We start from the raw sequence: 23,016 nt of genomic DNA on the forward strand, positions 1-23,016 counted from the left end.
GACGGAACCCCAAGCACTGGTTCCCTCATGGCTCGGGGCCGATGTTGTTTGAGTGGCTAGGGGCTTCATTTCTGGGCCTGCTCCATGTGAACATCCTTCGAGTGGTTCTGGAGATAGGCAAGCAACAGCCGGTACTGATCGTCGGACAATGAGGTGAACCGCTTCATCGCCTTCAAAGTGCCCACCCACTGGTTGGCCAGGAAGTGGTTGGATTCCGGCAGCACATGGCAGACAGAACACGTGTTTCCGAACAGCGTGGAGCTGTATTGCCACAATTCCGGCAACTGGGTGTTCAGGTTCTGGGCGTCGATCCAGCCGTCGATGTTGACGGCATGCCAGACCTGGCCGGTATCGGCGTCCTTCTGCGTGGCGGTGCTTTTTACGGTGGCGATGGCATTATCGCCCAATACGGCCTGCATGATGCGTTGGCCCTGAGCCTGATAGAATACCGATTCAGCGCCTTGCAATTGCCATCCTGCGAGGCGGACCTGCAGTTTGTCGCCGTCACGCTTGAGAATCTGCAGCTTTGCTGCACCCAGAAATTTTCCGGCCGGATCGGCCTTGCTGCCGACATCCTGCTCGTTGAGATAAAACGGTTTGGTTGTGACGACGAATGCGTCGTCGGTGGAAGCGAGGGCCGACGTCTGGGATGTCGGCAGGGACACGACAGTGGCGGTAGCCTTGGCGAGCATGACCACCTTGTCGGTATAGTTGGGTTCCGGCATTCCAGGGGCGAGATTATGGACGGGAGGCAGCGACTTCAGGTAAGCCGCCATCGCATGCCTGTCCTCATTGCTGAGCTTTGAGGTATTTTCGATGACCTCGGCCATGTCTCCACCCGCGATCTTTCCGATCGGGCTGACGCCGCTCTTCAGATAGTCTGCGATCGAGTTGGCAGACCAGAAACCGATGCCTGTTTCATCTGGCGATATGTTGGGGAAATGCCCCTTGCCATCGGGCGTAGCGCCGCCGCCATAGCGTGCCTTTTCGGGCACGTTGCCCATGAACGTTCTCGCCGAATGGCATTCCGCGCAGTGCCCAGGGCCTTCCACCAGATACTGTCCACGCTGCAACACGGCGACACTTGCATCCGTATCGGCGGAGGCTGAGGCCAGATTGATTTTCGGTGAGCTGTCGGCCACCGGCTCCCCGTCCAGGAATGCCAGACGCCAGACGCCGATACCGCGCCGCAGATTATAGGGGAACTTGAGCTCGTGGGCAGGGACCTTGGACGAGACCGGCTGGAGCGACTTGATATAGGCGAACATGTCGCGCACATCGTTGGCAGACAGTCGCTGGTAGGACGTATAGGGGAAGGCCGGATAGAGGTTCTCTCCATCGGGAAGAAGTCCTGCCGGACCTACACCCTCGCGCACGGCGCGGGTGAATTCGGCAAGAGACCAGTTGCCTATGCCATCGACCGGATCAGGCGAGATGTTCGGCATGTGAAATTTGCCGAATGCCGTGTCTAGAACCCGCCCACCGCCAAGGTTGAGGGGATCTCCCTTGCCCGGCGTCGCATGGCAGGTGGAACAGTCTCCTGCCAGGAAGATCTCTCGGCCATTCTCAAGATTGGCGGGCCCGGCATCGGCGACGTCGCGGCTTGGATGGATCAATGACCAGGTCCAGGGCGATGTTACGACGAGAAAACCCGCCACACCCAGGATCGCAAGTCCACCAATGCCTGCGAGCAATTTGCTGCGTGTCCGCGACGAAATAAAAGGCATGGAAATTCTCACTTTTATCGCAAATTCAGTATGATCTGGAACAGCAAGGCGGTCGCAATCGGCCGGAAGATAAAGCGAAGCGACGGGATAATTACAGCCGCTGTGGCCGCCGTTGTCTTGATCTGCATCAACGCTGGCGGGCGATTACCCCTCAAAACGAGGGGTGGTTGCGCACGATTTGTTGAAGGGCGCAACTGAGCAGGCTTGACGTGGAAGACATGGTCGCGCTGCTCGACGCAGATGCTACAGCACTACGGCGTAAGCCGTCCTGCTGTAGCGATGCGCTGCGTCTCAAACTGGCTCTAGCCGAGTTCCTTGAACAGCACGGAATGGTCGGTGAGATAGCGGGCGAAGATCGGCAGGCTGGCGCCGCCGATCGCCCTGGCCTGTGAGCCGACCATTCCCTCGATGATGTCAGGGATGATCACACCGCGCAGATCGAGCCGAGCAACCGCTTCCCGCGTCGCGACGACGATCCGCCTTCTCACCCAGCCTGGAAAGCCGCCGTCGATGACGGCAGCACCGAAATCGATGATGGATGCTGCGGCGATGATTGCCTGGGCAAGGGCGGCGGCCGTCATCTGTATCCACTGCTCCAGTGGTTCGCCGAAATCGATCCAGTCGTCGGCGGAATACCACAAAGGCTGCGGATCGATGCCGCGCTCGCGCAGCATGTTTTCCAGCACGAAGATCGAAGCGATATCGAGCAATTGGCGGTTCTCGCCGTTTTTCCCCCGCACGGGCAGGGGGCCGACGGCACCTGCGGTGCCGGTTCGGCCGGAAAAGATGCTGGAATTCAGAACGATGCCGCCGCCGATGAACGAGCCGATGAAGAGATAGATGAAATCCGGATAGGTTGGGCCTACGCCGAACACCAGTTCCGCCCCGCAGGCGCTCGTCGCGTCGTTCTGCAGGTAGACTGCGTAAGACATTCTGGCGGTGATTTCGGCTTGCAGGTCGAAGCCACGCCAGGCTTCCATCGCGCCGGTCGGGGCCCCGATTTCATCGGCCCAGTTCCACAATTCGAATGGCGCCGCTATGCCGATGCCCGCAATCCGGCTGCGCTGGTCATCATTGAGCCTGGCTTCGATCTTTTCCACGCCCGAGGTGATGATGCGCAGGATTTCCCGCGGCTGTGGATAGGCGTAGGTCTCGTGATATTGCTGGCGGACCCCGCCGATGAAATCCATCAGTACAAGGTCGGCGCTGCGTCGGCCGATCTTGACGCCGAAGGAGAGGACGGCGTCGGGATTGAGCCGCATGGGAATGGACGGCTGTCCGACCCTGCCGCGCAGGGGTTCGCCTCTCAGGAGCAGTCCGTCCTTTTCAAGCGCCCGCATGATGACCGATGCCGTCTGTGCCGACAAGCCGCTGAGCCGGGTGATGTCGGCCTTCGACAGGGCGCCATGCAGCCGTACCAGTGACAGGACAAGCCGCTCATTATAGGCGCGCACCCTGGTCTGATTGGAGCCGCCGGAAAAACTTGTGGAAGAAACGGGCCCGGAAAGCGGGCCATCGGTGATCGACATCCAGCACCTCCCTTGCCTTCGCTCTCTCACGCCGGAGACAGCATGACAAGAGAGAATAAATAATTCAATAGGAATTAATTATTGACAGGCGGTTTTGTTTTGCGATTATGCAACTTGCGAGGATGCAGGACTGCCTGGAGGAGGCGCCTGGCTCAATCCGGTTTGTATCGCTTGATCCGTCCGCAGGTCGCGGACTTCGTCTCTGGGAGGAGATCATGAGGAAATTTGTATTGTCCCTGTCATTCGGGGCGTTGGCGCTTGGCGTCGTATTTTCGGCTCCGGCCCAGGCTGCCGACGTATCGGCATGCCTGATCACCAAGACCGATACCAATCCCTTTTTCGTCAAGATGAAGGAAGGCGCCACCGCCAAGGCAAAGGAACTCGGCGTTACTCTGAAATCCTATGCCGGCAAGATCGATGGCGATTCCGAAAGCCAAGTGGCTGCGATCGAGACCTGTATCGCCGATGGCGCCAAGGGCATCCTGATCACCGCCTCCGACACCAAGGGCATCGTGCCGAACCTGAAGAAGGCTCGCGACGCCGGCATGCTGGTTATCGCGCTCGATACGCCGCTTGAGCCGATCGATGCCGCCGACATGACCTTTGCTACCGACAATCTTCTCGCCGGCAAGCTTATCGGCCAATGGGCGAAGGATACGCTCGGCGACAAGGCCAAGGATGCAAAGGTCGCCTTCCTCGATCTCACACCATCGCAGCCTTCCGTCGATATCCTTCGTGACCAGGGTTTCATGATGGGCTTCGGCATCGATCCGAAGGATCCGAACCGGATCGGTGACGAAAACGATCCGCGCATCGTCGGCCATGACGTGACCAACGGCAACGAAGAGGGTGGCCGCACGGCGATGGAGAACCTTCTGCAGAAGGATCCCACCATCAATGTCGTTCACACGATCAACGAACCGGCGGCAGCTGGCGCCTACGAGGCCCTGAAGTCGGTCGGACGCGAAAAGGATGTCCTGATCGTATCGGTCGACGGCGGTTGCCCCGGTGTCAAGAACGTTGCGGAAGGCGCGATCGGTGCCACGTCCCAGCAATATCCTCTGCAGATGGCGTCGCTCGGTATCGAGGCGATCAAGAAATTCGCCGATACCGGCGAAAAGCCGAAGCCGACTGAAGGCAAGAATTTCTTCGATACCGGTGTGACGCTGGTGACCGACAAGCCCGTCCCCTCGATCAAGTCGATCGACACAAAGGAAGGCCTGAAGAAGTGCTGGGGCTGACCAGCTGATTTCTTAGCCGATGGCCGGCGGAGAGAATCCGCCGGCTGTCAGGACAGCGCCTCGCCTGTTGCCGGGGAACACAAGAAAACGCGGGAGGAGGATACCATGAGCGAGCCAGTGGCAACCGCACCGCATCATGACTACGAGAAAGTACTGAAGGACAGTTCGAAGGACGTTGCATCCTTTGAGACGGAAAAGCCTTCGGTGCTGCACAAGTTCCGCCACTTCCTGCATTCCAATCCGTCAGCGGTGTCGCTGATCGTGCTGCTCGTCTCGCTCGTCGTGTTCGGGCTGACACTCGGCGGCAAGTTCTTCTCCGCCTTCTCCCTGACGCTGATCCTGCAGCAGGTGGCGATCACCGGCATTGTTGGCGCGGCCCAATCGCTGGTCATCATGACGGCCGGCATCGATCTGTCTGTCGGCGCCATCATGGTCCTGTCCTCGGTGGTCATGGGCCAGTTCACCTTCCGCTACGGCTTGCCGCCAGAACTTTCCATTCTCTGCGGTTTTGCCACCGGCGCGCTTTGCGGCTTCATCAATGGCGTGCTGATCGCCAGGGTCAAGCTGCCGCCATTCATCGTCACGCTCGGCATGTGGCAGATCGTGCTGGCCAGCAACTTTCTCTACTCGGCGAACGAAACGATCCGTTCCCAGGAGATCGAGACCACTGCGCCGATCCTGCAATTCTTCGGCGAGACGTTCCGGTTGGGCGGCGCGGTATTCACCTATGGTGTCATCGCCATGATCCTGCTCGTCGCAGTTCTCTGGTATGTCCTCAATCACACGGCCTGGGGTCGCCATCTCTATGCCGTGGGCGACGATCCTGAGGCGGCCGACCTCTCCGGCGTCAACGTCCAGCGCATGCTGATCTCCGTCTATGTTCTTTCCGGCATCATCTGCGCGCTCGCCGGATGGGCACTCATCGGCCGCATAGGCTCTGTTTCTCCGACCGCGGGGCAGTTTGCCAACATCGAGTCGATCACCGCGGTGGTTATCGGGGGCATCTCGCTCTTCGGCGGCCGCGGCTCGATCCTCGGCATGATGTTCGGCGCCTTGATCGTCGGCGTCTTCTCGCTCGGCCTGCGCCTGCTCGGCACCGATGTGCAATGGACCTATCTCCTGATCGGCGTACTCATCATCGTCGCCGTCGCAGCCGACCAATGGATCAGAAAGGCTTCACGCTGATGACCGAGCTTCAGACCAGAACTCCCATCCTGACCGGCCGCGGCCTGATCAAGCGCTATGGTCGCGTCACCGCCATCGACAATGCCGATTTCGACCTCTATCCGGGTGAGATCCTGGCTGTTATCGGTGATAACGGCGCTGGAAAGTCCTCGCTGATCAAGGCGATTTCCGGCGCTATCCGTCCCGACGAAGGGGAGATCCGCATGGATGGCGAACTCGTGCAGTTCGCCTCGCCGATCGAAGCCCGCAAGGCGGGCATCGAGACCGTCTACCAGAACCTTGCCCTGTCGCCGGCGCTTTCCATCGCCGACAACATGTTCCTGGGGCGCGAGATCCGCAAGCCGGGTTTCATGGGCAAGGTGTTGCGCAAGCTCGATCACGCCGCGATGGAAAGGATTGCGCGTGAAAAGCTCTCCGAACTCGGCTTGATGACGATCCAGAACATCAACCAGGCGGTCGAAACGCTGTCCGGCGGCCAGCGTCAGGGCGTGGCGGTGGCACGGGCGGCAGCCTTCGGCTCCAAGGTCATCATTCTCGATGAACCGACAGCCGCTCTCGGTGTCAAGGAAAGCCGCCGCGTGCTGGAACTGATCCTTGATGTCCGCTCGCGGGGTATTCCGATCGTGCTGATCTCGCACAACATGCCGCATGTCTTCGAGATCGCCGACCGGATCCACATTCACCGGCTCGGCAAGCGCCTGACGGTCATAAACCCAAAGGACTATACGATGTCGGATGCGGTGGCATTCATGACCGGCGCCAAGGTGCCGGAGGCACTTGCTGCCTGATAGATGATAATCAAGGTGTCGAGATGTGGAGTGGGCAGCGCAGTCCTGCCTCTCGCGGCCATCTATTTCTGGGGCAGGTCTCCAGGGCATGTCGCGTTCAACAGGGAGCGGGTTTCAAACACAAAAAATTGTGAAGTGATGGCCGTTCGCCCCAAAGGGCGATTTTCAAGCGGTAGTCTTAGGGTCCGGGCGGAAAACGGCAAGAAACTTGGTGCAAAGGGCTTTCAGCCCGTCTTTCAGGCCATGCCTTTGATGGTCGTATGATGTTGGCGTTTTTGCCGGCCATGCGGCAAGTGATAGACGGTGGGCATTCATTAGTTGCCAAACTGACATAATTGCTCCACCAACAGCACTCAGTGTAACGTTCGATATCGAAAACTGGATCTGAGCTGAATGCGCATAAGACATGGTGCCGCCCTCTGGATATTTCTCGCCATCGCTCCTTCGGCCTATGCCTTGGAGAGCGGCGATCCGCCGGTTTTGGCGCCATTGGAGCAACAGGGCAAGGCTGCCCACCTGAGCTCCGAATTTCTCGATCGCTATGCCTACAGGCCTGTGCCGCTCGACGACAGCCTGTCCGTCACGGTCTTCAACCAGTTTATCAAGTCGCTGGATCCCGATCGCATGCTGTTCCTGCAGTCGGACATCGACTCGTTCACGGCTGACAGCAAGAAAATCGACGACGCCATTCGCGGCGAGGACCTGAAGATCCCGTTTCATGTCTTCAATGTCTACGAACAGCGTGTCGTTGACCGGATGAATTACGCCAAAAGCCTGCTGCAGAAGGGCTTCGATTTCAGCGTCAAGGAAGATTTCGCCCTGCAGCGTGACAATGCGCCATGGCCACAGTCGCAGGCTGCGAGCGACGATCTTTGGCGCAAGCGGGTCAAGGACGATTGGCTGCGCCTGAAGCTTGCCGGCCAATCCGACGATGCCATTCGTACCACGCTTGGCAAGCGTTATGAAAATTCGCTCGACCGCGCCTACAAGTACAAGAGCGACGACGTTTTCCAGTCCTTTATGGAGGCCTATACGACGTCGGTCGATCCGCACACGGATTATTTCGGTGCGGCTGCTTCCGCCGAATTCGATATCTCGATGTCGCTGTCACTGGTTGGCATCGGCGCCGTGCTGCAGGAGCGCGACGACTATACGACTATCCGCGAACTCGTGCCGGGCGGACCGGCACAATTGTCCAATAAGCTCGTCGTGGGTGATCGCATCATCGGCGTCGGTCAGGGCGAGGATGGTCCGATCAAGGAAGTCGTCGGCACCCGCCTGGACGAAGTGGTGCAGATGATCCGTGGTGCCAAGAACACGGTTGTGCGGCTGGATATTCTCCCTGCCGATGCGGTGGCGAATGGCAGCCATCACATCGTCAACCTGGTGCGCGACAAGATCAGCCTCGAGAAGCAGGCGGCGCGCAAGACCATTCTGACGGTGAAGGACGGCGACGCAACGCGCAAGATCGGTGTCATCACGCTGCCGGCCTTCTATGAGGACTTCGAGGCAAGGCGCAAGGGCGATCGCAATTACAAGAGCGCAAGCCGCGACGTCGCCAAGCTTCTCGACGAAATGAAGAGCGAGGGCGTCGATGGCGTGCTGATGGATCTGCGCGACAATGGCGGCGGCTCGCTTTCCGAAGCGATCGATCTGACCGGCCTGTTCGTCGGCAAGGGCCCTGTCGTTCAGCAACGTGACAGCCAGGGCAAGATCGAGGTCGAGAGTGACGATCTTTCCACACCTGCGTGGAAGGGACCGGTCGGCGTGCTGATCAATCGCGGCTCGGCCTCCGCGTCCGAAATTTTCGCTGCGGCGATCCAGGATTATGGACGGGGTGTGATCATTGGCGAACCGAGCTTCGGCAAGGGCACGGTTCAAACCGTGGTCGATCTCGACAAGGCTGTTCACAACAGTCAGGCGCAATATGGCACTCTGAAACTGACGATTGCCCAGTTCTTCCGCGTAAACGGTGGAACAACCCAGTTGCGCGGCGTAACACCGGACATCAGTCTACCCGGCATCTCCGACCCGAAGACGCTCGGCGAATCCAGCTATGACAATGCTTTGCCGTGGACCGAGATAAAGCCCGCCACCTACAAGGCTGCCGGTAACGTCAAGGCATTGCTGCCGCAATTGCAAAGCCTTCATGACGCGCGTGTGGCAAAGGATAGTGATTTCAAGCGCTTTGCAGACGATGTTGCCAATTTGAAAGCCCAGCGCGACAAGAAGGTCATTTCTCTCAATGAGGCCGACCGCCGCGCCGAGATGGAGGCGCAGCAGAAGCGTTTGAAGGCGCGCGATCAGCTCAACGACGGTCTTGAACAGAATGCCGACGACGGCCTGCAGGCCAACGAACGCAGCCTGACCGCCGATCTTGCGATCGAAAGGGCGCGCAAGAACGAGACGGATGTGCTGCGTAACGAGGCTGCCGCCATTGTTGCTGACCAAGCGGACCTGCTGCAAACCAAGCAATAAGTTGGCATCAGGAGCGGGGGCGTGCCGATCAGGTACGCCCCCGTCTCTCATTGGCTGTTGATGACTTTACGCGAGGCGCGACCATCTGTGTAACCGGCGTCCGCGCATCAACGATTATACGGGCCGGGAAAGCTGTGCAGCGTCAGCCCAGGCCTTGGTCGATCTTGCCGGAACCAAGCCGTAAAGCCGAGAAAGCTCTTCGGTCAGTCTGATAAGCGATGACAGCCTCGCCTCGTCGACCACCCGACAGGGGGCGATATCGATCTCGGTGTGGTGTGCGACTTGGCCGGTCCTGAGGGACTGAGCCGTTATACTATCGATATTGATATAGAATTGCTCCTGTTCGCCCTGCGTCGAAGATAGGTCGCTCAGTGCGAATTTCTCGCGCAGCACGGTGTGCGAGATGACTGGCTCAAATCTCGTCTTGGGAAACAGGCCGGTCATCGACGCCAGTAAGAGCGGGTTTCCTGCATCCTCACCGGCAATCTCTGCTGAATTCAGGAATTCATCGATCCCGGTCTCCAGATTGTCGATCCAGTTGAATTCAAGCCTAGCAATCACGGCGCTTGCACCGTACCGAACTGAAGGCAATTCGAGATTGAGGGGGCGCATCGAAGAATCGGAACACGTGCCCCAAGTCATGAATTTGCTCGACATCAGCCTTTGGCGAAGCGTGAACCCTGCCGCGATCAGTCCATTGCCCAATGCGGCCGTGGTGTCATCATAGTAAAGATCCACACTTTGCGGGCCGGGAGCGCGATCGAAGCGTGAGACGCCAAGGCCCGCAAAACGGCTGTCGGATGCAAGCAGTCCATCCGCCGCCGTGCCGCCGCTGGAGCGATGGAGTGCATCACGCAGTTGCTGGACCGATTTTTCCGCCAAAGGACGCAGCCGCCCTTCATGCTCGAGAGAGAGTTCGACGGGCTTGTTTTGAGCGTTTGGCCGATCTGGTGGCCAATGTAGCAACTGGAAGCCGCGTCGATCCAGCGTTTCGGCCACATCGGGGAGTTTTGCCCGCACCATATCTCTGAAACGGCGCAGCGTTTCCGGCTCGACCTCGTTCGGTCCCGCGGCCGCTACGGGTGGGCTGCTGATTGCGAAGCCTTCTTCGAGCCGCGCACAGAAACGTGCGAGCCATTTCAAACCCTCTCCATAAAGGCCGAGCGCCACATCTTCGCGCGGGGGCGATTTCTTCAGCCGGTCGCGCGGCAGACCAAGCAGATTGGCCGCCATGCCGAGTTCATATCGCGCCTGCCAGAGATGGTCGCCATGCGCCCCGGCAAATTCTGCGGCCCTGTCGAGGCACAGAGCCACAACGCCAGGGGTCCAGGTAGCGCTGTCGATGCGGTAGGTGAGGGTGGCGCCTTCGCCATCGATCGAGCGGTATTGGGCCTTGAATGGCTGCCCATCATGGGGCTTTTCCATTGGCCCGGTATTCTCGATGAAATGCGTGAGTTTGGCGATGTCGAAAAGATAGTCGCCGGTCAGCCATTCCTTCGGATCGATGAATTTCAGTTCCAGCTTGCCCTCGTTCTTGCGAAGAAGGATGTTGCCTGGATTGGGGTCGCCGTGGACAATCGTGGAAAAGGGGGCAGAGATCCGATCCAGATAATCGGCCTTCCGCTGGATGAGGTCGATATAGTGCTGCCACGGTGCGTAATGTTCGCCGTTGATCTCCAGCGGCTGGGATATGAAGCGTGCATCCTGTTCGGCTGTCTCTGTCAACCGCTCGACTATGCGACCGAGATAGTCGGCGCGGATGCTCGGGATGGTCCGCCTGTCCTGGCTGGACGAAAAACCGCGGAACATGATGTCGAGCGTATGCAGCATCATCTCGTCGGGAAAACCGCCCACCGGCCTTCCAGGCTTGGGGAACAACCGGTCCTCGAGCGACGACCAACCATCGCCCGGCGGGAAAAATTCCATGAGATAGGCATAGGGTGGCGTGTCATGGACGGCATAGATGGCAGGCCAGGCTTTCCTGTAATCCTCATCCAGCCTGTGATTATTGCCTATGGCCTGCATGACCTTCGCCTCTTCGGCGAGCTTCTTTGTCTTCTGGTCGAGCTTGAAGGCGAAGGGCGCCTGGAACTTGTAGAACGCCACCATCTCGGCAGTGTTGCCGCCGGATAAATGCTTGCCTTCGATATCGAGCTTTATGACCGGTAGTCCTTTTCCAACGACCGAATGGATGAGGTCCCTGGCGATCCGATCGGCCTCTCGCCGTGCTTCGTCCCGGTCCAGCGGCGGTGTGTTTCCATCCTCGTCCGTGTCCTGCAGAAGGGCAGCAATCGCCTCGGTAAGCACATCTTTCAAATAAGTGTCCTGATCGGCCATTCCGCCGCCCTCCTGTCGCTATTGTTCGATCGACGCCCGAATGTTCTTCACCTGTTGGATGAGGTCCCCGACTGGAATTTCCTGCAGTTCGCGGGCAGCCTCCTGGCGCCTTGTCTCGTTTTCGGCGGTGCGGATGCCATTCTCGATTGCCATGACGAGCCGCTCGCGGTCGGATGCCTTGGCGAGCGATGCCGCGATCTCCGCACGAAGGCGTTGGCGTTGCCCGGCAAGTTCGGCCAGCCTCTGCAAATCGGCACGAACCTTAGCGAGTTCCGTGCGTTTTGCCGCGATTTCGCGGTCGAGCCTCGATAGCTGGCGATCACTGTCGCGCAGCGACGCGCTCAGTCGCGCATTGGCCGTATCAAGCGTGTTGGCGCGGGCCGTCAGCGAAGCAACGCGTTGGTCATAAGCTCCCGTCGTGGTCCCGCATATCCCGCCTGCCAGGCCGCCTTCGCGGGGATCGGTGGTGACGCCGGTGCAGCATCCGGCGAGCAGGCCCAAGCCAAGCAGCGACGGGTTTTTCCACCATGATGACCATCGCTGCATCATAGTTTTTCCTCGACCTCGATCAGGGTCGCCCGGCTGTCGACAAGTTGCGCCTTGCCGTGCTCGGCCGCGTTGATCTGCTGGTTCAGCGCGGAGCCACCGGACACCCGGCTGTTGAGCGACTTGAGCTGCGAAATCTCTTTTTCGGCGGCGCCGATCGCATCGGATATCGTATGCCTGTCGTCAGAGATTGCAGCTTTCAGGGCAACCTTTTCCCGCGCATTGGCCCTGTTCAGTGAGGAGGCTTGCTGGCGTCTACGAGCAACAAGCGCGTTCGCGGTGGAAACCATTCCTGAGAGCTTGGCATTGTTGGCGCGCGCCTGGCGGATGACCTGGTTGAGATCATCTTCCTTGCGCACGTAGCTCTTCTTCTTTTCCGCCACGCCCTGGCCGACCCCGGCACCGATCAAGGTTCCGACCAACCCGCCGATCAGGGCGTTGCGAGCGACCTGCCTGCCATCGCCGCCGCTCAGTGCCGTCACTGCGGCGGCCCCCAACGCGCCGATCATGGCACCCGCCGTCGCGCCATCGGTGACGGTCCGCCTGTAATCGGCGGTCTGATGTGCCAACCGTTCTGATGCAGCGCCGTTGGGTCGCGTCGATGGATTGCCGTCTGCCATTGCGCCTGATGATGTCTCGCAGGAGGCGAGGGCAAAGCTCAACAGCAGCGCCATGGCTGCCTTGGAAATTCTGTGTAGATGCATGAAAGCCCCCTTGCTCCTAAAGGTCTTGCAATCGTTTCATCAGACGGCCTGGGTCGCAGAGCCCGTCCCTTGTCGTGCCGAGGCGGATGTCGATGCTCGCCTTGGCCTTGCTGATTTCTTCCGACGAGAGGCCGCGATAATAGGTCGCCATCTCCGAGAAGGCGTGGATCGCATCCTCGCTTTCGATCATGATGCTGCGGCGCAGTTCCGGTGCGTTTTCGAAGCTTCCGGGATTGACCCTTATGCAGGCGAGCGGAAATCCGGCGGCGGCGAAGGCTTCCCGATAGGCTGCTGCGAGCCTGCCGCTCAGCAGGTAGATCGCATTCATGGCTCCCTCATCCGCAAGGCCGGCGGGTATCAGCGCAAGAATCTGCGGCGGCATGAATGTCTCGATCAGAATTTCATTGGCACCCGGCGGCAGAGGTCTCGCCTTCGCAATCATCCGCGCGAGCATGTCTCGATCAAGGGACAGGCGCAGCTTGCTGGCGTCGGTAAAGAAAGGCGCCAGCGATTTCGCGGATATGAAAAATTGGCCAATATCCTGATATCCTGGCGAAGCTTGGCTACTGAGTATTTCAAGTCTGGATTGGGCCAGGGACAAAGCCTCGCCGGCTGCCGTCAGTAACCGCTCCTTCTCCTTAAGCTCGTCGGCCTGGAGGCTATTTTGTCGCTTGAGACGGTCCGTCTCTTCCGCGGCGGCTGCCAATAGTCTTGCCTGTTTGTCGAATGCCTGCCGCGAAACCAGGTCTTGAAGTTTCGTCTGGCCTGTCTTCTGAGCCGGTGTCGGCAACGTCGAACTGGGCGCTGCCTGTCCGATCTGTTGGCCCACGCCGACGATACCCAATAGCAGCATGGCGATCGCAAATAGCGAGATCATCAGGTCCGATCCCGGCCCGTAAGCATCCTCGATGGGCTCATAGAGGCTAACGTCTTCCATCTGTCAGCGCCTCCCTGGCCGAGGCAGGCGCGGCTGGCGAGATGGCTGACGCCGAGATCCTCTGAATACTGCCCCATTGCTGCAGGGCGATCTGGCCGACCGAGATCGCCAGAATAGCGACGACGTAGACGATAAAGGCGCGCCGAACTTGCCTCTCGCTGTCGCGTTGCGTTCGCGCGATCATCTGGGCGACCAAGGCGCTGGAACCGGAGAGGTGGTTTGAAACGCCCTCTGCAATGCCGCGCCTGAGGCTGTCTCGTAGCGTATCGTTCAGTCCGGCGGACAGCGCTTCACTCGCCCTGGAAAGCCCGTCGGAAAGGGATGCCGTCATGCCGGCCAGAGACGCGGCCGTGCTGTCACGGCTGATCTTGAGCGTGTTTTCCAGAGCCAGCATGCCGCCCGTTGCATGTCGATCCATGTCCGCGACCAGCCGTTCCAGTCGCTCGGACGTCATGCTCTCGATCAACTGCATTCTTTCGGCAACGGTGCGAACATGAAGCGTTGCCTCTCGCCCTTGTTCTAGCATGGCCTTGATATCCGAAGCCTGTTGCGCAAAGAGCAGGGCGGGCTTCGAGAGGCCCTCTGCCATTGTGCGGGCGGTCGTCTCCAGCCTCCCTACATGCCCATGTATGTCAGTGCGGGTCTCCGACAGGACGCGCAGATTGTCTTTCAGGGCTTCCCGCAGATCTTCGGCGGTCCGGACCAGTTCCTCATTGACGACGGATGTATCCCTGAAGAACCTTTGGGCGCTGATCGCAAGACGCTGGATCTGGCCAATCAGCTTTGCTTCGCGCCATCGCGCCACGGAGGCGATGAGGGAGATCAGGATCGCTGCGACAATCCCTGCGATGGACGTGCCGAAGGCGATGGCCAGCCCTTCGATGACATCGCCCATCAGACCGCTGATGCGCTCCATCAGGCCTTCGAATTCGATGGCATGCTGAGGATTGGCGCCTGCGCTCATCTGCGCGCTGCGTAGCACGAAGACCTCCTGAACCTGCTGGAGCGACATGATGAGGCCGACAAATGTGCCGAGGATGCCGGTACGGATGGCCAGGGTCTGTACCGCCGATATGCGGTAGGAAAAGGCGCGAATGCCCATCTCTTCGGCCCGTATCGCCAGATGCACCGGCTCGTAGCGGAAGAAGCGGGCGTCGTTGTGCAGTATGGCGATGATCCGCCCGGTGGACGTCGCCAAGCGTCGGGCGGCGTCGACATCGTTGTCGCCCAGAAGACCCGATGCCGCGAGATCTGGCGACATGGTGCGGAAATGGACTTCGCTGCTGTGAAAGTGATTGCGGATACGTTTGCCGACGAAGGCGACCACCTCCTGTTCCTGACGTTCCTTACGGTGCCCGGCAATGGCAAGCAGCCCGGCTAGCAGGAGCGAACCGACAAAAACACCGAGCGTGGACCACAGGGCCAAGGCGGAGGAAAAAAGCGGAGACAGCACACCCAGCCGATGCCAGTCGAAGAGGCTAGCGCCGAGAGCGACAAGGGCGAGCGCGGCCATGACCGTGACTGGATAGAATTTTCTCATTCTGCATTCCAGGGTTGCTAAATTTGGAATTAATGCACCCATAAGATGTAAAATCATCTTGATCAATACGCGCTTTTATATTTATTGATATGCAACCAAAAATTGTTTTCGGGGATGGTGCATGATGGAAGGTTCCGGGCTGATCGGCCAGTTTCTAAGGCAGCAATCCAACCCGCCGCCTGCCCTTGGGCGGACGGCACGACCGATCGGCGATGTCTCGACCACCGCAGCGGTGACACTGACGGCAATCCGCCGTGCCGACGGGGGTGGCGAGCTGATCATGGGGCGCGAAGTCGAGGCGCGGCTCAGGTTCGCCGTCCATAGATATGTCGCGCCCCTTCAGGGCAGCTTTCATCGCATGGAGATCACGCTCGACCCGGCTTCCATGGCGGGCCTGGATGCGCGGGCGGGCGTAGATCGGCCCCTGATGCTGATCACGGCGGAAATGCCGCTGGAAAATGAGCAGGTTTTCACCGTGCCCTTTCAGCGCGCCGGCGTCGCCCGAATTGAAGCTGAGCCGGATGGGAATGGAGATTTCGCCCGGTTCAATCCGACGGTCGGGGCGGTATCGCTCGGTGGCGATGAGGGCAGGCATCTCCTCGCAAGCTGTATGGCTGCTGTCGATCCCTATCGCGAGGAGAGTTCAGGCGCTTGCGCGTCATTTCCTCTACCATTGGTAGAAATGTCGTTCTGGCCAGATACCCAGACCCCACCAAAACCGCTCTGGCAACTTCATCGTCAGTCGCGGCCGGCAAGCCGTCAGCGATTTGCTGTTGCTGCCGCAAACCATGACGAATTGATCGGGTGGCACCGAGAGATTTCCGATGCGCTCCGACCGGATTGCGAGCGCTGGCTCGAACATGGTCGTCCCACCGGTGATGCCTATCTGACTGAGGCGATTGCCGCGAGGCAGGCGGATATTGCTGCCTGGCAGGCCTTGGCGGGGTCTGATGACGCGCGCGGTCTCGGCGCGGGTGCAACCGTATCTGCACTTGCCCGGCTCTATCTCAGCCAGGCGATCGCGGCCTGGGCGCGTTTTCGCGCTTTCGACGAGATGATCGGCTTTGGCGTATCGCCGGAGGACAGCCGGTCCCGACGTGAGCTCCTCCTCTTGCTGGATGGCATTGCCAATGCGGATGGCCAGCAGGCGATGCTGACCGCGATCCGCGACGCGCTGGCTAACGGCCAGACATTGTTTTCACCGCCGCGGGCAGAGGAACTGCTGCGAAAGGTATCGAGGCGCCTGAATGATCTGTGATCACAGCCCCCATGAATGCCTTGTCATGATCATCCCTGCCGGCAAGGAGTTGGGGCATGGAAGCGGCATTCTGCTGGGGGATCGTCATGTCCTTACGTGTGCCCATGTCGTCGACATGGATTTCTTCAGGTTCGCCTACGATCGCGAGACGACGCATGAACAGCAATGCGGTGCGAATATTGCACTGAAGCAGAAGGCCGAAAGCCGAGGCGTGACTGCCACGGTACGGCTCTATGACGGAATGGAGCGTCAGGCGACCGTCGAGCAAGTCCATGCCGTTCTCGACATGGTACTGCTGCGTCTTGACCTGCCGGTGCCCGTTGCCGTTCACATCAGGATGCCGGAGGCGGATGTCATCCTTGATAGCGCGACGGGGCTGACGGGGCTTGGTGTTGGTCGGGCAAACGATGGCTCCTTTCGGATAATTTCAAAGCCGCTTTCTCCGAGCGCCAACGAAAGCGTCGGGAGCCGGGTATCGTCTTTCTCTGGTGACGCCGATCCCGGCATGAGTGGCGGGCCGATATTCCTTAGGGCTGCCGAGGGCTATCGGCTTGTCGGCATGCTGACGCTCGGCGGCAAGACTATCGATTTTGCTCGAGGCATTCGGGATTGTGAAATCGCGGCCTTCCTGCGGGATGTTCAGACCTTGTCGAACTGGGAAGGGGGCAGTTGCGGCCTTCCTCACGACTTCATCACGCCGGTAGGATCAGCGGATGACACAATACGATGGGTCCGCTGTGCCGGGGCGGACGGTGACACGGATCGATCGGAGCGAGAATCCCGGTTGCGTGCGGTTCGCTATATCGCCTCCCAGCCACTGACTCTGGGAAATGTCGATGCATTGCTCGACGTGAGGCGAACCGCGTTGCTGACGGAGGCCCGTCGATCGTGTCTTGCGGACTTCAGCGCAGATGAGACTGGCAAGGTCTGCGCGCTGCTCTCGACGAGGACAGGCCTTGCGATCTCGCCGCCCGACCTGGTCGGGTTTGCTGCGGTCACCCGGGAAATGGGCAACCCTCCAGAACTGGAGAGCGAGAACGACGATCGCATCACCAATATGCCTTTGGCGACCTGGCAATTACGTCGTGTCGGTAATTTTGCCATGGCGCCGGAAGCAGCCCTGGAGTGGATCGACGACGGCGGGCTGTCTAAGGCTTTCTTCGATGGTTCGAATTTGAAGCCACGGCGTGAGAGCATCGTTCTAAGAGCAACGTCCCGTCGCAGGCGAGCGTTGTTGCGCCCCGCTCTGTCCGTTCGATTATGGGATGGAGTGACGATCGGATGAGCGATGATCAGGATCACATCTCTGCGGGAGAACGCAGCATTTCAAATGCTGTCATTGGCCTGTCCGATCCAGATGAAGGGGGGAAACGGGGGAACGCTGCGGGGCCGGCCAGATCGGCGGAGGGTGCCTTTACGAGGGTTGGTGGGGAAGAAAGGCCGGAAGCAAGGGAAGGGGAGGACGCAGGCAACAACTTCAAATCCGGGCGTGCTGGACTGTTGCCACCAGACGGAGGAAGGCCTGCCTACGATTTTCAATGGGTCGATGCCGGGCGGGGATTGGATCTGTTGGAGATTGCCTCATCGCTCGCCGAGCAGGGGCTTACCTTCATGCGCCATCTTCTGCATATCGCGGGCAGCGTGCTCGGCGAGGGGCTGGATGAAAGACCGCAACCGATCGTGGGCATTGCACTTCGCTCCTTGGATATGGCGCCGCTTCTGGCGCTCACCCAGCTGTTGAGCGGATATGACGAAGACAAGCTTACCGTGATCAATTATCGGGGCGATCTTGCCGCAGGTAATTCGCCAGGTCTTCTGGCAGAGGCGCTTTTGCGCCACCACGACGCGGGTCATCCGACGAGCGAAACGATCCTGTTCATATTGCCGGATGCCATGCGGACGCTTGCCTGGGAACGCGCGACGCTCTGCGGTGACGATCCGCTCTCCCATCTGTTGCGTCGGCTCGCCAAGCGCCTGATCATCGGGTTCGAGGCGGGCGGCGCTCATCCCCTCAGCCGGTTGGTCAACGCTGATACACGCATTATGCCATTGCCTTGGGCGCTGCCTGCCGTCCTGCTGCATACCGATCGACATGAATTCAGCCCTCGCCGTATCGATGGTCGGCTCTTGCTGACGATGTCAGCGGCAACAGCCTGGCATGGTTCCGAAGATGACCGGAGAGAACGTGGCCGATTTCAACAGCTGACGACTGGCCTCGAAGATACAGCCGGGGCGATGGAGTTCCAGTCACGCCTGGAAAGCCTGCTGGCTGATGACAGCTATGACATCGAGGCGATATGGCAGATGCGGGGCAGGTTGGTATCCGAAGCGTTCGGTCTGCTGCCCCTGGCGCAGAATGAGACCACAGAATTTTTCCCTTGCGGTCCCGCCGTGCTGCGCCAGGCCATTCTGTTTACCGTTGCCTTCTGCAAGGCATTGCCCGGTCATCACTTCATGAAGATCGTGCGTGCAAGCGTCGATATGCAGACGCAGCTCAAGCCTTCCGAAATACTGCCGCAAGACAGGGCCGACTTGCCGGAGCTGCCCGCCACCGAGGATGCAAAGGTCAAGCCGGCCCCGGCAATGCCGATATTGGCAGATTGTTTCGAGCGCTATTTCGACCGCCTGTGCCGCGAGTATGATATCGTCGTGAATGACGGATACTTACGGCTCTCCGGAAAATGGGCCGATTTCCCGTTGGCGAGCTTTATCGGGCAAAATGCACCAATCCAGGCCGCAAGCCTTGCTCACCGACTGATGGCCAATATGCATGTGCTCGATCTGCAGAGCCTCGTGGAACATGCGGCACTTATCGACATATTGGCGCTGGCAAAGATCCATCTGCCCGCGAGCTTCGACGACGAATTGCTGGTCAAATGGCTGACGGAGCACACGTTCCGGCCGCTTCTTCCGAAGCTTCAGCAGGCTGCCAATATCGATGTCCTGGCGCAGGATATCAGGATGAGCAACGCCGACAGTGCCGGCGTGATTGCCAACATCATGCAGGCAGACAATTCCGAGAGAATGGCCCGCTATGCGCGCGACGCCGGCTGGCAGATGGCCAAGACGATAACCCTGTTCTCCAATGCCTGCCGCCAGATCGCCGATACAAACCACATCCGGCGCAATTCGGGGGATGAAGAGGCGAAGCTGCTAGCGGCTATAATCGGGTACGAGGACTGGGTTGGGAATTTCGTGGCGGGGCTCTCCCTCGGGATGCTGCTGATGGATATGCAGCCGCCCGGCAAGGTCGATCGACGTGAGCTTTATGCTCTCGTCCGTAGATTTGTTCGTCGCGACGACCCTGCCTTGCGTGCGATCAGATCCATCATCTCGCAATATCTGGACACGCGTGCAAACGTCCTCGGCGGCGCCTTCGGACCGCTGGATCAGGCCCATCGGGTGCTTCGGGTGCTGGCCGGAGGAGATGGTGACCTGCCGGAATTCTGGGGCGCCATGTCCGTCACCATCACCGAGCTTCTACTGAATTTCGATATTCGCTGGCCTCCGTCGGATGGGGAGTTACTGGCTTACGAAGAGATGCGGCGCGGGCGGCGTTACACTGCGCCCGTCCTCATCTGCGGCGATCGTCGGACACGGGATGGCCATGAAGGATTGAATGTCGAAGGGAGCTATGTCCTGGAGAGGCTTGCCACGCGCTTTTTTGCATGCTCGCCCGCGCTCTGGCTCGACAGAAGCCTGAACCGGCAGGCGATCGAGGATGCCGGGCATCGGCTGCGCGATTGCATCTACGTTCTGCTCGATGGCGTTCCACAAGGGGCAAAAACCTGGCGGCTGACCGACAAATCCGAACATGAAGCGCGGGTGCTGCGCGCCCTGTGCATCAATAGTGGTGCGCGGCCACTCGCGGGTTGTGAGGAATTGTCCGTCTCTCTGGCGGACATTCACGATTTTTCCGAGCTCTTGCCATCGGAGGAGGCGATGGTTCGGCTCTATGGGCTGTTCTGGTCTGCGGTTCTTCTTCATTGGCGTTTTCAGTTGTTCGACGTGAGCCCGCTGGCCGCCGGTTCTGAGGATGCGGAATGTCTGGCGGGCGCGTTGGCGCAGTTGACCCGTGGCGTTCCGCGGGGGGCTCTTGCCGGCCTGATCGATGGGCTGGGCATTTTGCAGACCGTCACTCGCGATGCCTTGGAACATCACGCGCTGGCCTTGGGAGATCAGAGTGCCGCACGGTTTTACGCCGCCAAGGCCGACGCCATCGGCAAGTTGAAGCGACATCTCGGAAGACAGGGGGCTTGAGCCAATGGGCATGAGGGAGAGTGACATGAAGGAATACGGTTCGCTTGCGCCCTGCACCTATCGACAGGCGATCGTTCGGCTCGAGCTGGATGAAGAGGCGCCGGATGGCTTCGATGTCGTCACGCTGAATGCCCGCGGAGAAACGCTCAGAGGTCCGAGGGCGCTGCTGCCGGGCAAACGATACCGCATCGCAGTCAGCCGCGATTTCTACCGCTCGATATCGGATGCGACCAGGAAGCTGCGGGAACAATTGGAACCTATCCTGTTTACGACCCGGGAAACGGTGAACTTCAATCTGGATCTGCGCGTGCGCACTGAGGGCCGTCATTCAGCCGAAATCGCCAGGCGCCATTTTCACGAGAGCAAGGGCCCCGAACAGCTTTTCTATGCTTTCTTCGGCAACGAATTTCGCGCGCTTCTCGAACAGTCCGCACGACAGCAGACCGGCGATATCGACAGGCGGATCGATGAAAACAAGGAGAAGTGGGAGCCGCTTCTCGCGGAGAAACTGGAAGCGCGCTTCGGCCTCGGCTTCGAGATCAATTTCCTGATCGACAAGACCGTCGAGCAGGACAAGCAGATTGCGACCGAGGGAGCTGCACCTCTTCATGTCGCCTTTGTCGATCGCATTGACAAGGACATGCCCCTGCGCGTCGATCTTCGTATTCGTCGTCATCCCGTCAGCAAGAGTAATCTGGCCTTGCCGCGCGGAGAAACGAAGTTGCGCAACGTCTTGCTCGAGGTGATCCGGAAAGCCTGCGCCGAAGAGTTGACGCTTTTTGACTACTGGTATCGACCGGCGCAGATGCGGCAGGCGATCGCGACGAGACTTGCCGCCTATCTCGACGAATATTCCTATGGCGTGGCCAATCTCGTCGTCGTCCGGGACGAAGCCAGCAGGAATCCGCCGCCGCAGAGCGTGAAGCTCGAAGCGAGCGTGCGCTGGCAGGACACGCGGGGATATGAACTGGAGTTCAGGGCCGACGCCGTCGCCAGGATCGCCGAGGACGGAGCCGGCCTTTACGATCGTTCCGAACAGCCCGAGCGTGCCGCCTGGTTCAGGGCAACGATTGCCGATTGCCTCAGCCAGGTTCTGGCAGGGGTCGCCATCAATGACCTCGGCGAGACGCAGATTGCAGCCTATAATGACGAAGTCAGGCAGCGTATTTCGGATCGTGCCGATGGCATAGGCCTCAAGCTCGACGTCTTCTTCGCATCGGTCTTCCTGCCGCTGCACGGCTGGCTGAAGACCCGGCGGGTAACCGTGCCGGAGCAGGATTACCGCACGGCGCATCCAAGAATTCCCGGTACATTCGCGATGGATATGGAGCTCAGGTTCGAAACCCGGGCCGCCTTGGAGCCGTTCTTCATCGAATATGCAAGGCAAAACGGCGGCCAGAACAGCCGGGTGCCCGACGATGACTTCATCCGTGAAAAACTGGCTGCTGCGGCACGCGAAGCGGCCGAGCTGGTGATGCAGTCGACGCCCGCCGAGATCTATTTCAGCAATTTTATCGGTGCTGCCCGATGGAATGCCTCCATGTCCGAATCGCCCGATCCCGGATTTGGTGGCGTCGACAACAATCTGATCTCTGCCAAGCTGGTCTCCATTCTGGAGAACCGCTATCCCGGCGTCACGCTGGTGGCGCTGCATTTTCATCGGATCGATCGTTGTGTGGAGGACCTGCGGCGGCTGGTGGCGGCAGTGCGGACGGTGCAGTTCGAATGCGTGATCAAGGATCGCCTTTTCGGCGATGGTGGGCGCGACCGCAATATCAAGGGCTATGTGATCATCGAAGGAGGCTCGGCAGAACGCATCGTCATGATGCTGAACAATGATCTCCACCTCATCGCACCCGACAGGTTCAAGGCGGACCTCATCCAACGCCTTCGGGTCGCGGTGGAAAACCGCCTGAGCCACGCCACCAAGTCGGAGCTCGAGTCGCTGATGAATTCGATGACTGCAGAAGGGGGCGCTTTCATTAACCCGGTCTCACGGCTCCTGAAAGAGCACCTAAGGGCTGTGCTTGAGACCGGCTTCGGCCTGATCGTTGGAGATATCGAGTTTACTGCTGAACTTTCCGCGGGTGAGGAGAACCTGCGGGAATTTTCCAATAGCGCGATGCGCGTGTCACTTGGCACATTGAAGGACGAGTATCTTTCGCTGGAACGACAGTTCAATAATCTCCTGGAACAGCGGCAGGCGATCATCGGGACCTCTGTGGAGGACAACAAGAGGCGGAGCGACCTGACCGGCGAGATCGAAAAGACGCGGGCCGCGATACAGTCGCTCCGGGAACGGGCCTCGGGTGGAAAGCTTCGGGATCCGGCTGACGTCGTCATCGAGGCAAGCCATTACTATCTTGCGCAGGCGGTACCGTTGGCCTTGCCGTCTTCCGTCGTCGGGCCTGACGGCCATCGCAGCTTGCCGGATGACAAGGGCGGATCGGGCGGCGAGCCGACGGACGAGGGGTTCTGAGCTGCCC

Annotated in this window: 15 protein-coding genes; 8 read left to right on the forward strand and 7 right to left on the reverse strand. The window is 59.6% G+C overall.

The genetic code is table 11. From position 1 onward, the window contains the following. Positions 1–65: 65 nt before the first annotated feature. The gene (locus NCHU2750_RS22815; protein ID WP_119944044.1) at positions 66–1,727 is read right to left on the reverse strand and encodes a c-type cytochrome; all 1,662 of its coding nucleotides are present in this window, start codon (positions 1,725–1,727) and stop codon (positions 66–68) included. A gap of 302 nt (positions 1,728–2,029) precedes the next feature. Then, positions 2,030–3,256: an ROK family transcriptional regulator gene (locus tag NCHU2750_RS22820; protein ID WP_119944045.1), complete on the reverse strand. Its 1,227-nt coding sequence runs from the start codon at positions 3,254–3,256 to the stop codon at positions 2,030–2,032. Positions 3,257–3,471: 215 nt separating this feature from the next. Between NCHU2750_RS22820 and NCHU2750_RS22825 the strand changes: the two genes are divergently transcribed. The 4 genes from NCHU2750_RS22825 to NCHU2750_RS22840 all read left to right on the forward strand — a co-directional run bounded on the left by NCHU2750_RS22825 (position 3,472) and on the right by NCHU2750_RS22840 (position 8,948). Next, positions 3,472–4,497, forward strand: coding sequence for a sugar ABC transporter substrate-binding protein (locus tag NCHU2750_RS22825; protein ID WP_119944046.1), 1,026 nt, complete (start codon positions 3,472–3,474; stop codon positions 4,495–4,497). 105 nt (positions 4,498–4,602) lie between these two features. After that, on the forward strand, positions 4,603–5,682 hold the full coding sequence (locus NCHU2750_RS22830) for an ABC transporter permease (RefSeq protein ID WP_119944047.1): 1,080 nt from the start codon (positions 4,603–4,605) through the stop codon (positions 5,680–5,682). Further along, a complete protein-coding gene (locus NCHU2750_RS22835; RefSeq protein ID WP_205583914.1) occupies positions 5,658–6,470 on the forward strand; it encodes an ATP-binding cassette domain-containing protein in 813 nt (270 codons plus the stop codon). Before NCHU2750_RS22830 ends, NCHU2750_RS22835 begins: the two co-directional genes overlap by 25 nt. 393 nt (positions 6,471–6,863) lie before the next feature. Next, entirely contained in the window at positions 6,864–8,948 is a 2,085-nt protein-coding gene (locus NCHU2750_RS22840; protein ID WP_119944048.1) for a carboxy terminal-processing peptidase, read from the forward strand. A gap of 114 nt (positions 8,949–9,062) precedes the next feature. Here NCHU2750_RS22840 and NCHU2750_RS22845 read toward each other — a convergent pair whose 3' ends face one another. The 5 genes from NCHU2750_RS22845 to NCHU2750_RS22865 are packed head-to-tail and all read right to left on the reverse strand — an operon-like array spanning position 9,063 to position 15,012. After that, on the reverse strand, positions 9,063–11,285 hold the full coding sequence (locus NCHU2750_RS22845; protein ID WP_119944049.1) for a phosphotransferase: 2,223 nt from the start codon (positions 11,283–11,285) through the stop codon (positions 9,063–9,065). 18 nt (positions 11,286–11,303) lie between these two features. Continuing rightward, positions 11,304–11,834 carry a hypothetical protein gene (locus tag NCHU2750_RS22850; protein ID WP_119944050.1) on the reverse strand — a complete coding sequence of 177 codons (531 nt, stop codon included), beginning with the start codon at positions 11,832–11,834 and terminating at the stop codon, positions 11,304–11,306. Further along, a complete protein-coding gene (locus NCHU2750_RS22855; RefSeq protein WP_119944051.1) occupies positions 11,831–12,535 on the reverse strand; it encodes a hypothetical protein in 705 nt (234 codons plus the stop codon). Before NCHU2750_RS22855 ends, NCHU2750_RS22850 begins: the two co-directional genes overlap by 4 nt. A 16-nt stretch (positions 12,536–12,551) precedes the next feature. Next, on the reverse strand, positions 12,552–13,472 hold the full coding sequence (locus NCHU2750_RS22860) for a hypothetical protein (RefSeq protein ID WP_119944052.1): 921 nt from the start codon (positions 13,470–13,472) through the stop codon (positions 12,552–12,554). Next, the gene (locus NCHU2750_RS22865; RefSeq protein WP_119944053.1) at positions 13,459–15,012 is read right to left on the reverse strand and encodes a hypothetical protein; all 1,554 of its coding nucleotides are present in this window, start codon (positions 15,010–15,012) and stop codon (positions 13,459–13,461) included. The genes NCHU2750_RS22860 and NCHU2750_RS22865 overlap by 14 nt, the downstream gene beginning before the upstream one ends. A gap of 121 nt (positions 15,013–15,133) precedes the next feature. On the opposite strand from NCHU2750_RS22865, the gene NCHU2750_RS22870 reads away from it, so the two are divergent. From NCHU2750_RS22870 to NCHU2750_RS22885, 4 genes are read left to right on the forward strand one after another with little or no spacing between them, the layout of a single operon-like run. Continuing rightward, positions 15,134–16,270, forward strand: a complete 1,137-nt coding sequence (locus NCHU2750_RS22870) for a hypothetical protein (protein WP_119944054.1) — start codon at positions 15,134–15,136, stop codon at positions 16,268–16,270. Between the two features lie 25 nt (positions 16,271–16,295). Further along, positions 16,296–17,555, forward strand: coding sequence for a S1 family peptidase (locus NCHU2750_RS22875; RefSeq protein WP_162939754.1), 1,260 nt, complete (start codon positions 16,296–16,298; stop codon positions 17,553–17,555). Further along, positions 17,552–20,530, forward strand: a complete 2,979-nt coding sequence (locus NCHU2750_RS22880) for a hypothetical protein (RefSeq protein WP_162939755.1) — start codon at positions 17,552–17,554, stop codon at positions 20,528–20,530. Before NCHU2750_RS22875 ends, NCHU2750_RS22880 begins: the two co-directional genes overlap by 4 nt. A gap of 25 nt (positions 20,531–20,555) precedes the next feature. Further along, positions 20,556–23,009 carry a hypothetical protein gene (locus NCHU2750_RS22885; RefSeq protein ID WP_119944057.1) on the forward strand — a complete coding sequence of 818 codons (2,454 nt, stop codon included), beginning with the start codon at positions 20,556–20,558 and terminating at the stop codon, positions 23,007–23,009. Positions 23,010–23,016: the final 7 nt, after the last annotated feature.

The organism is Neorhizobium sp. NCHU2750 (assembly GCF_003597675.1).
Classification (GTDB): domain Bacteria; phylum Pseudomonadota; class Alphaproteobacteria; order Rhizobiales; family Rhizobiaceae; genus Neorhizobium.

Excerpts from the sequence above, each read along its gene's own strand:
- NCHU2750_RS22815 (WP_119944044.1), bottom strand. The coding sequence starts at position 1,727 with ATGCCTTTTATTTCGTCGCGGACACGCAGCAAATTGCTCGCAGGCATT.
- NCHU2750_RS22820 (WP_119944045.1), bottom strand. The coding sequence starts at position 3,256 with ATGTCGATCACCGATGGCCCGCTTTCCGGGCCCGTTTCTTCCACAAGT.
- NCHU2750_RS22825 (WP_119944046.1), top strand. The coding sequence starts at position 3,472 with ATGAGGAAATTTGTATTGTCCCTGTCATTCGGGGCGTTGGCGCTTGGC.
- NCHU2750_RS22830 (WP_119944047.1), top strand. The coding sequence starts at position 4,603 with ATGAGCGAGCCAGTGGCAACCGCACCGCATCATGACTACGAGAAAGTA.
- NCHU2750_RS22835 (WP_205583914.1), top strand. The coding sequence starts at position 5,658 with ATGGATCAGAAAGGCTTCACGCTGATGACCGAGCTTCAGACCAGAACT.
- NCHU2750_RS22840 (WP_119944048.1), top strand. The coding sequence starts at position 6,864 with ATGCGCATAAGACATGGTGCCGCCCTCTGGATATTTCTCGCCATCGCT.
- NCHU2750_RS22845 (WP_119944049.1), bottom strand. The coding sequence starts at position 11,285 with ATGGCCGATCAGGACACTTATTTGAAAGATGTGCTTACCGAGGCGATT.
- NCHU2750_RS22850 (WP_119944050.1), bottom strand. The coding sequence starts at position 11,834 with ATGATGCAGCGATGGTCATCATGGTGGAAAAACCCGTCGCTGCTTGGC.
- NCHU2750_RS22855 (WP_119944051.1), bottom strand. The coding sequence starts at position 12,535 with ATGCATCTACACAGAATTTCCAAGGCAGCCATGGCGCTGCTGTTGAGC.
- NCHU2750_RS22860 (WP_119944052.1), bottom strand. The coding sequence starts at position 13,472 with ATGGAAGACGTTAGCCTCTATGAGCCCATCGAGGATGCTTACGGGCCG.
- NCHU2750_RS22865 (WP_119944053.1), bottom strand. The coding sequence starts at position 15,012 with ATGAGAAAATTCTATCCAGTCACGGTCATGGCCGCGCTCGCCCTTGTC.
- NCHU2750_RS22870 (WP_119944054.1), top strand. The coding sequence starts at position 15,134 with ATGATGGAAGGTTCCGGGCTGATCGGCCAGTTTCTAAGGCAGCAATCC.
- NCHU2750_RS22875 (WP_162939754.1), top strand. The coding sequence starts at position 16,296 with ATGATCATCCCTGCCGGCAAGGAGTTGGGGCATGGAAGCGGCATTCTG.
- NCHU2750_RS22880 (WP_162939755.1), top strand. The coding sequence starts at position 17,552 with ATGAGCGATGATCAGGATCACATCTCTGCGGGAGAACGCAGCATTTCA.
- NCHU2750_RS22885 (WP_119944057.1), top strand. The coding sequence starts at position 20,556 with ATGAAGGAATACGGTTCGCTTGCGCCCTGCACCTATCGACAGGCGATC.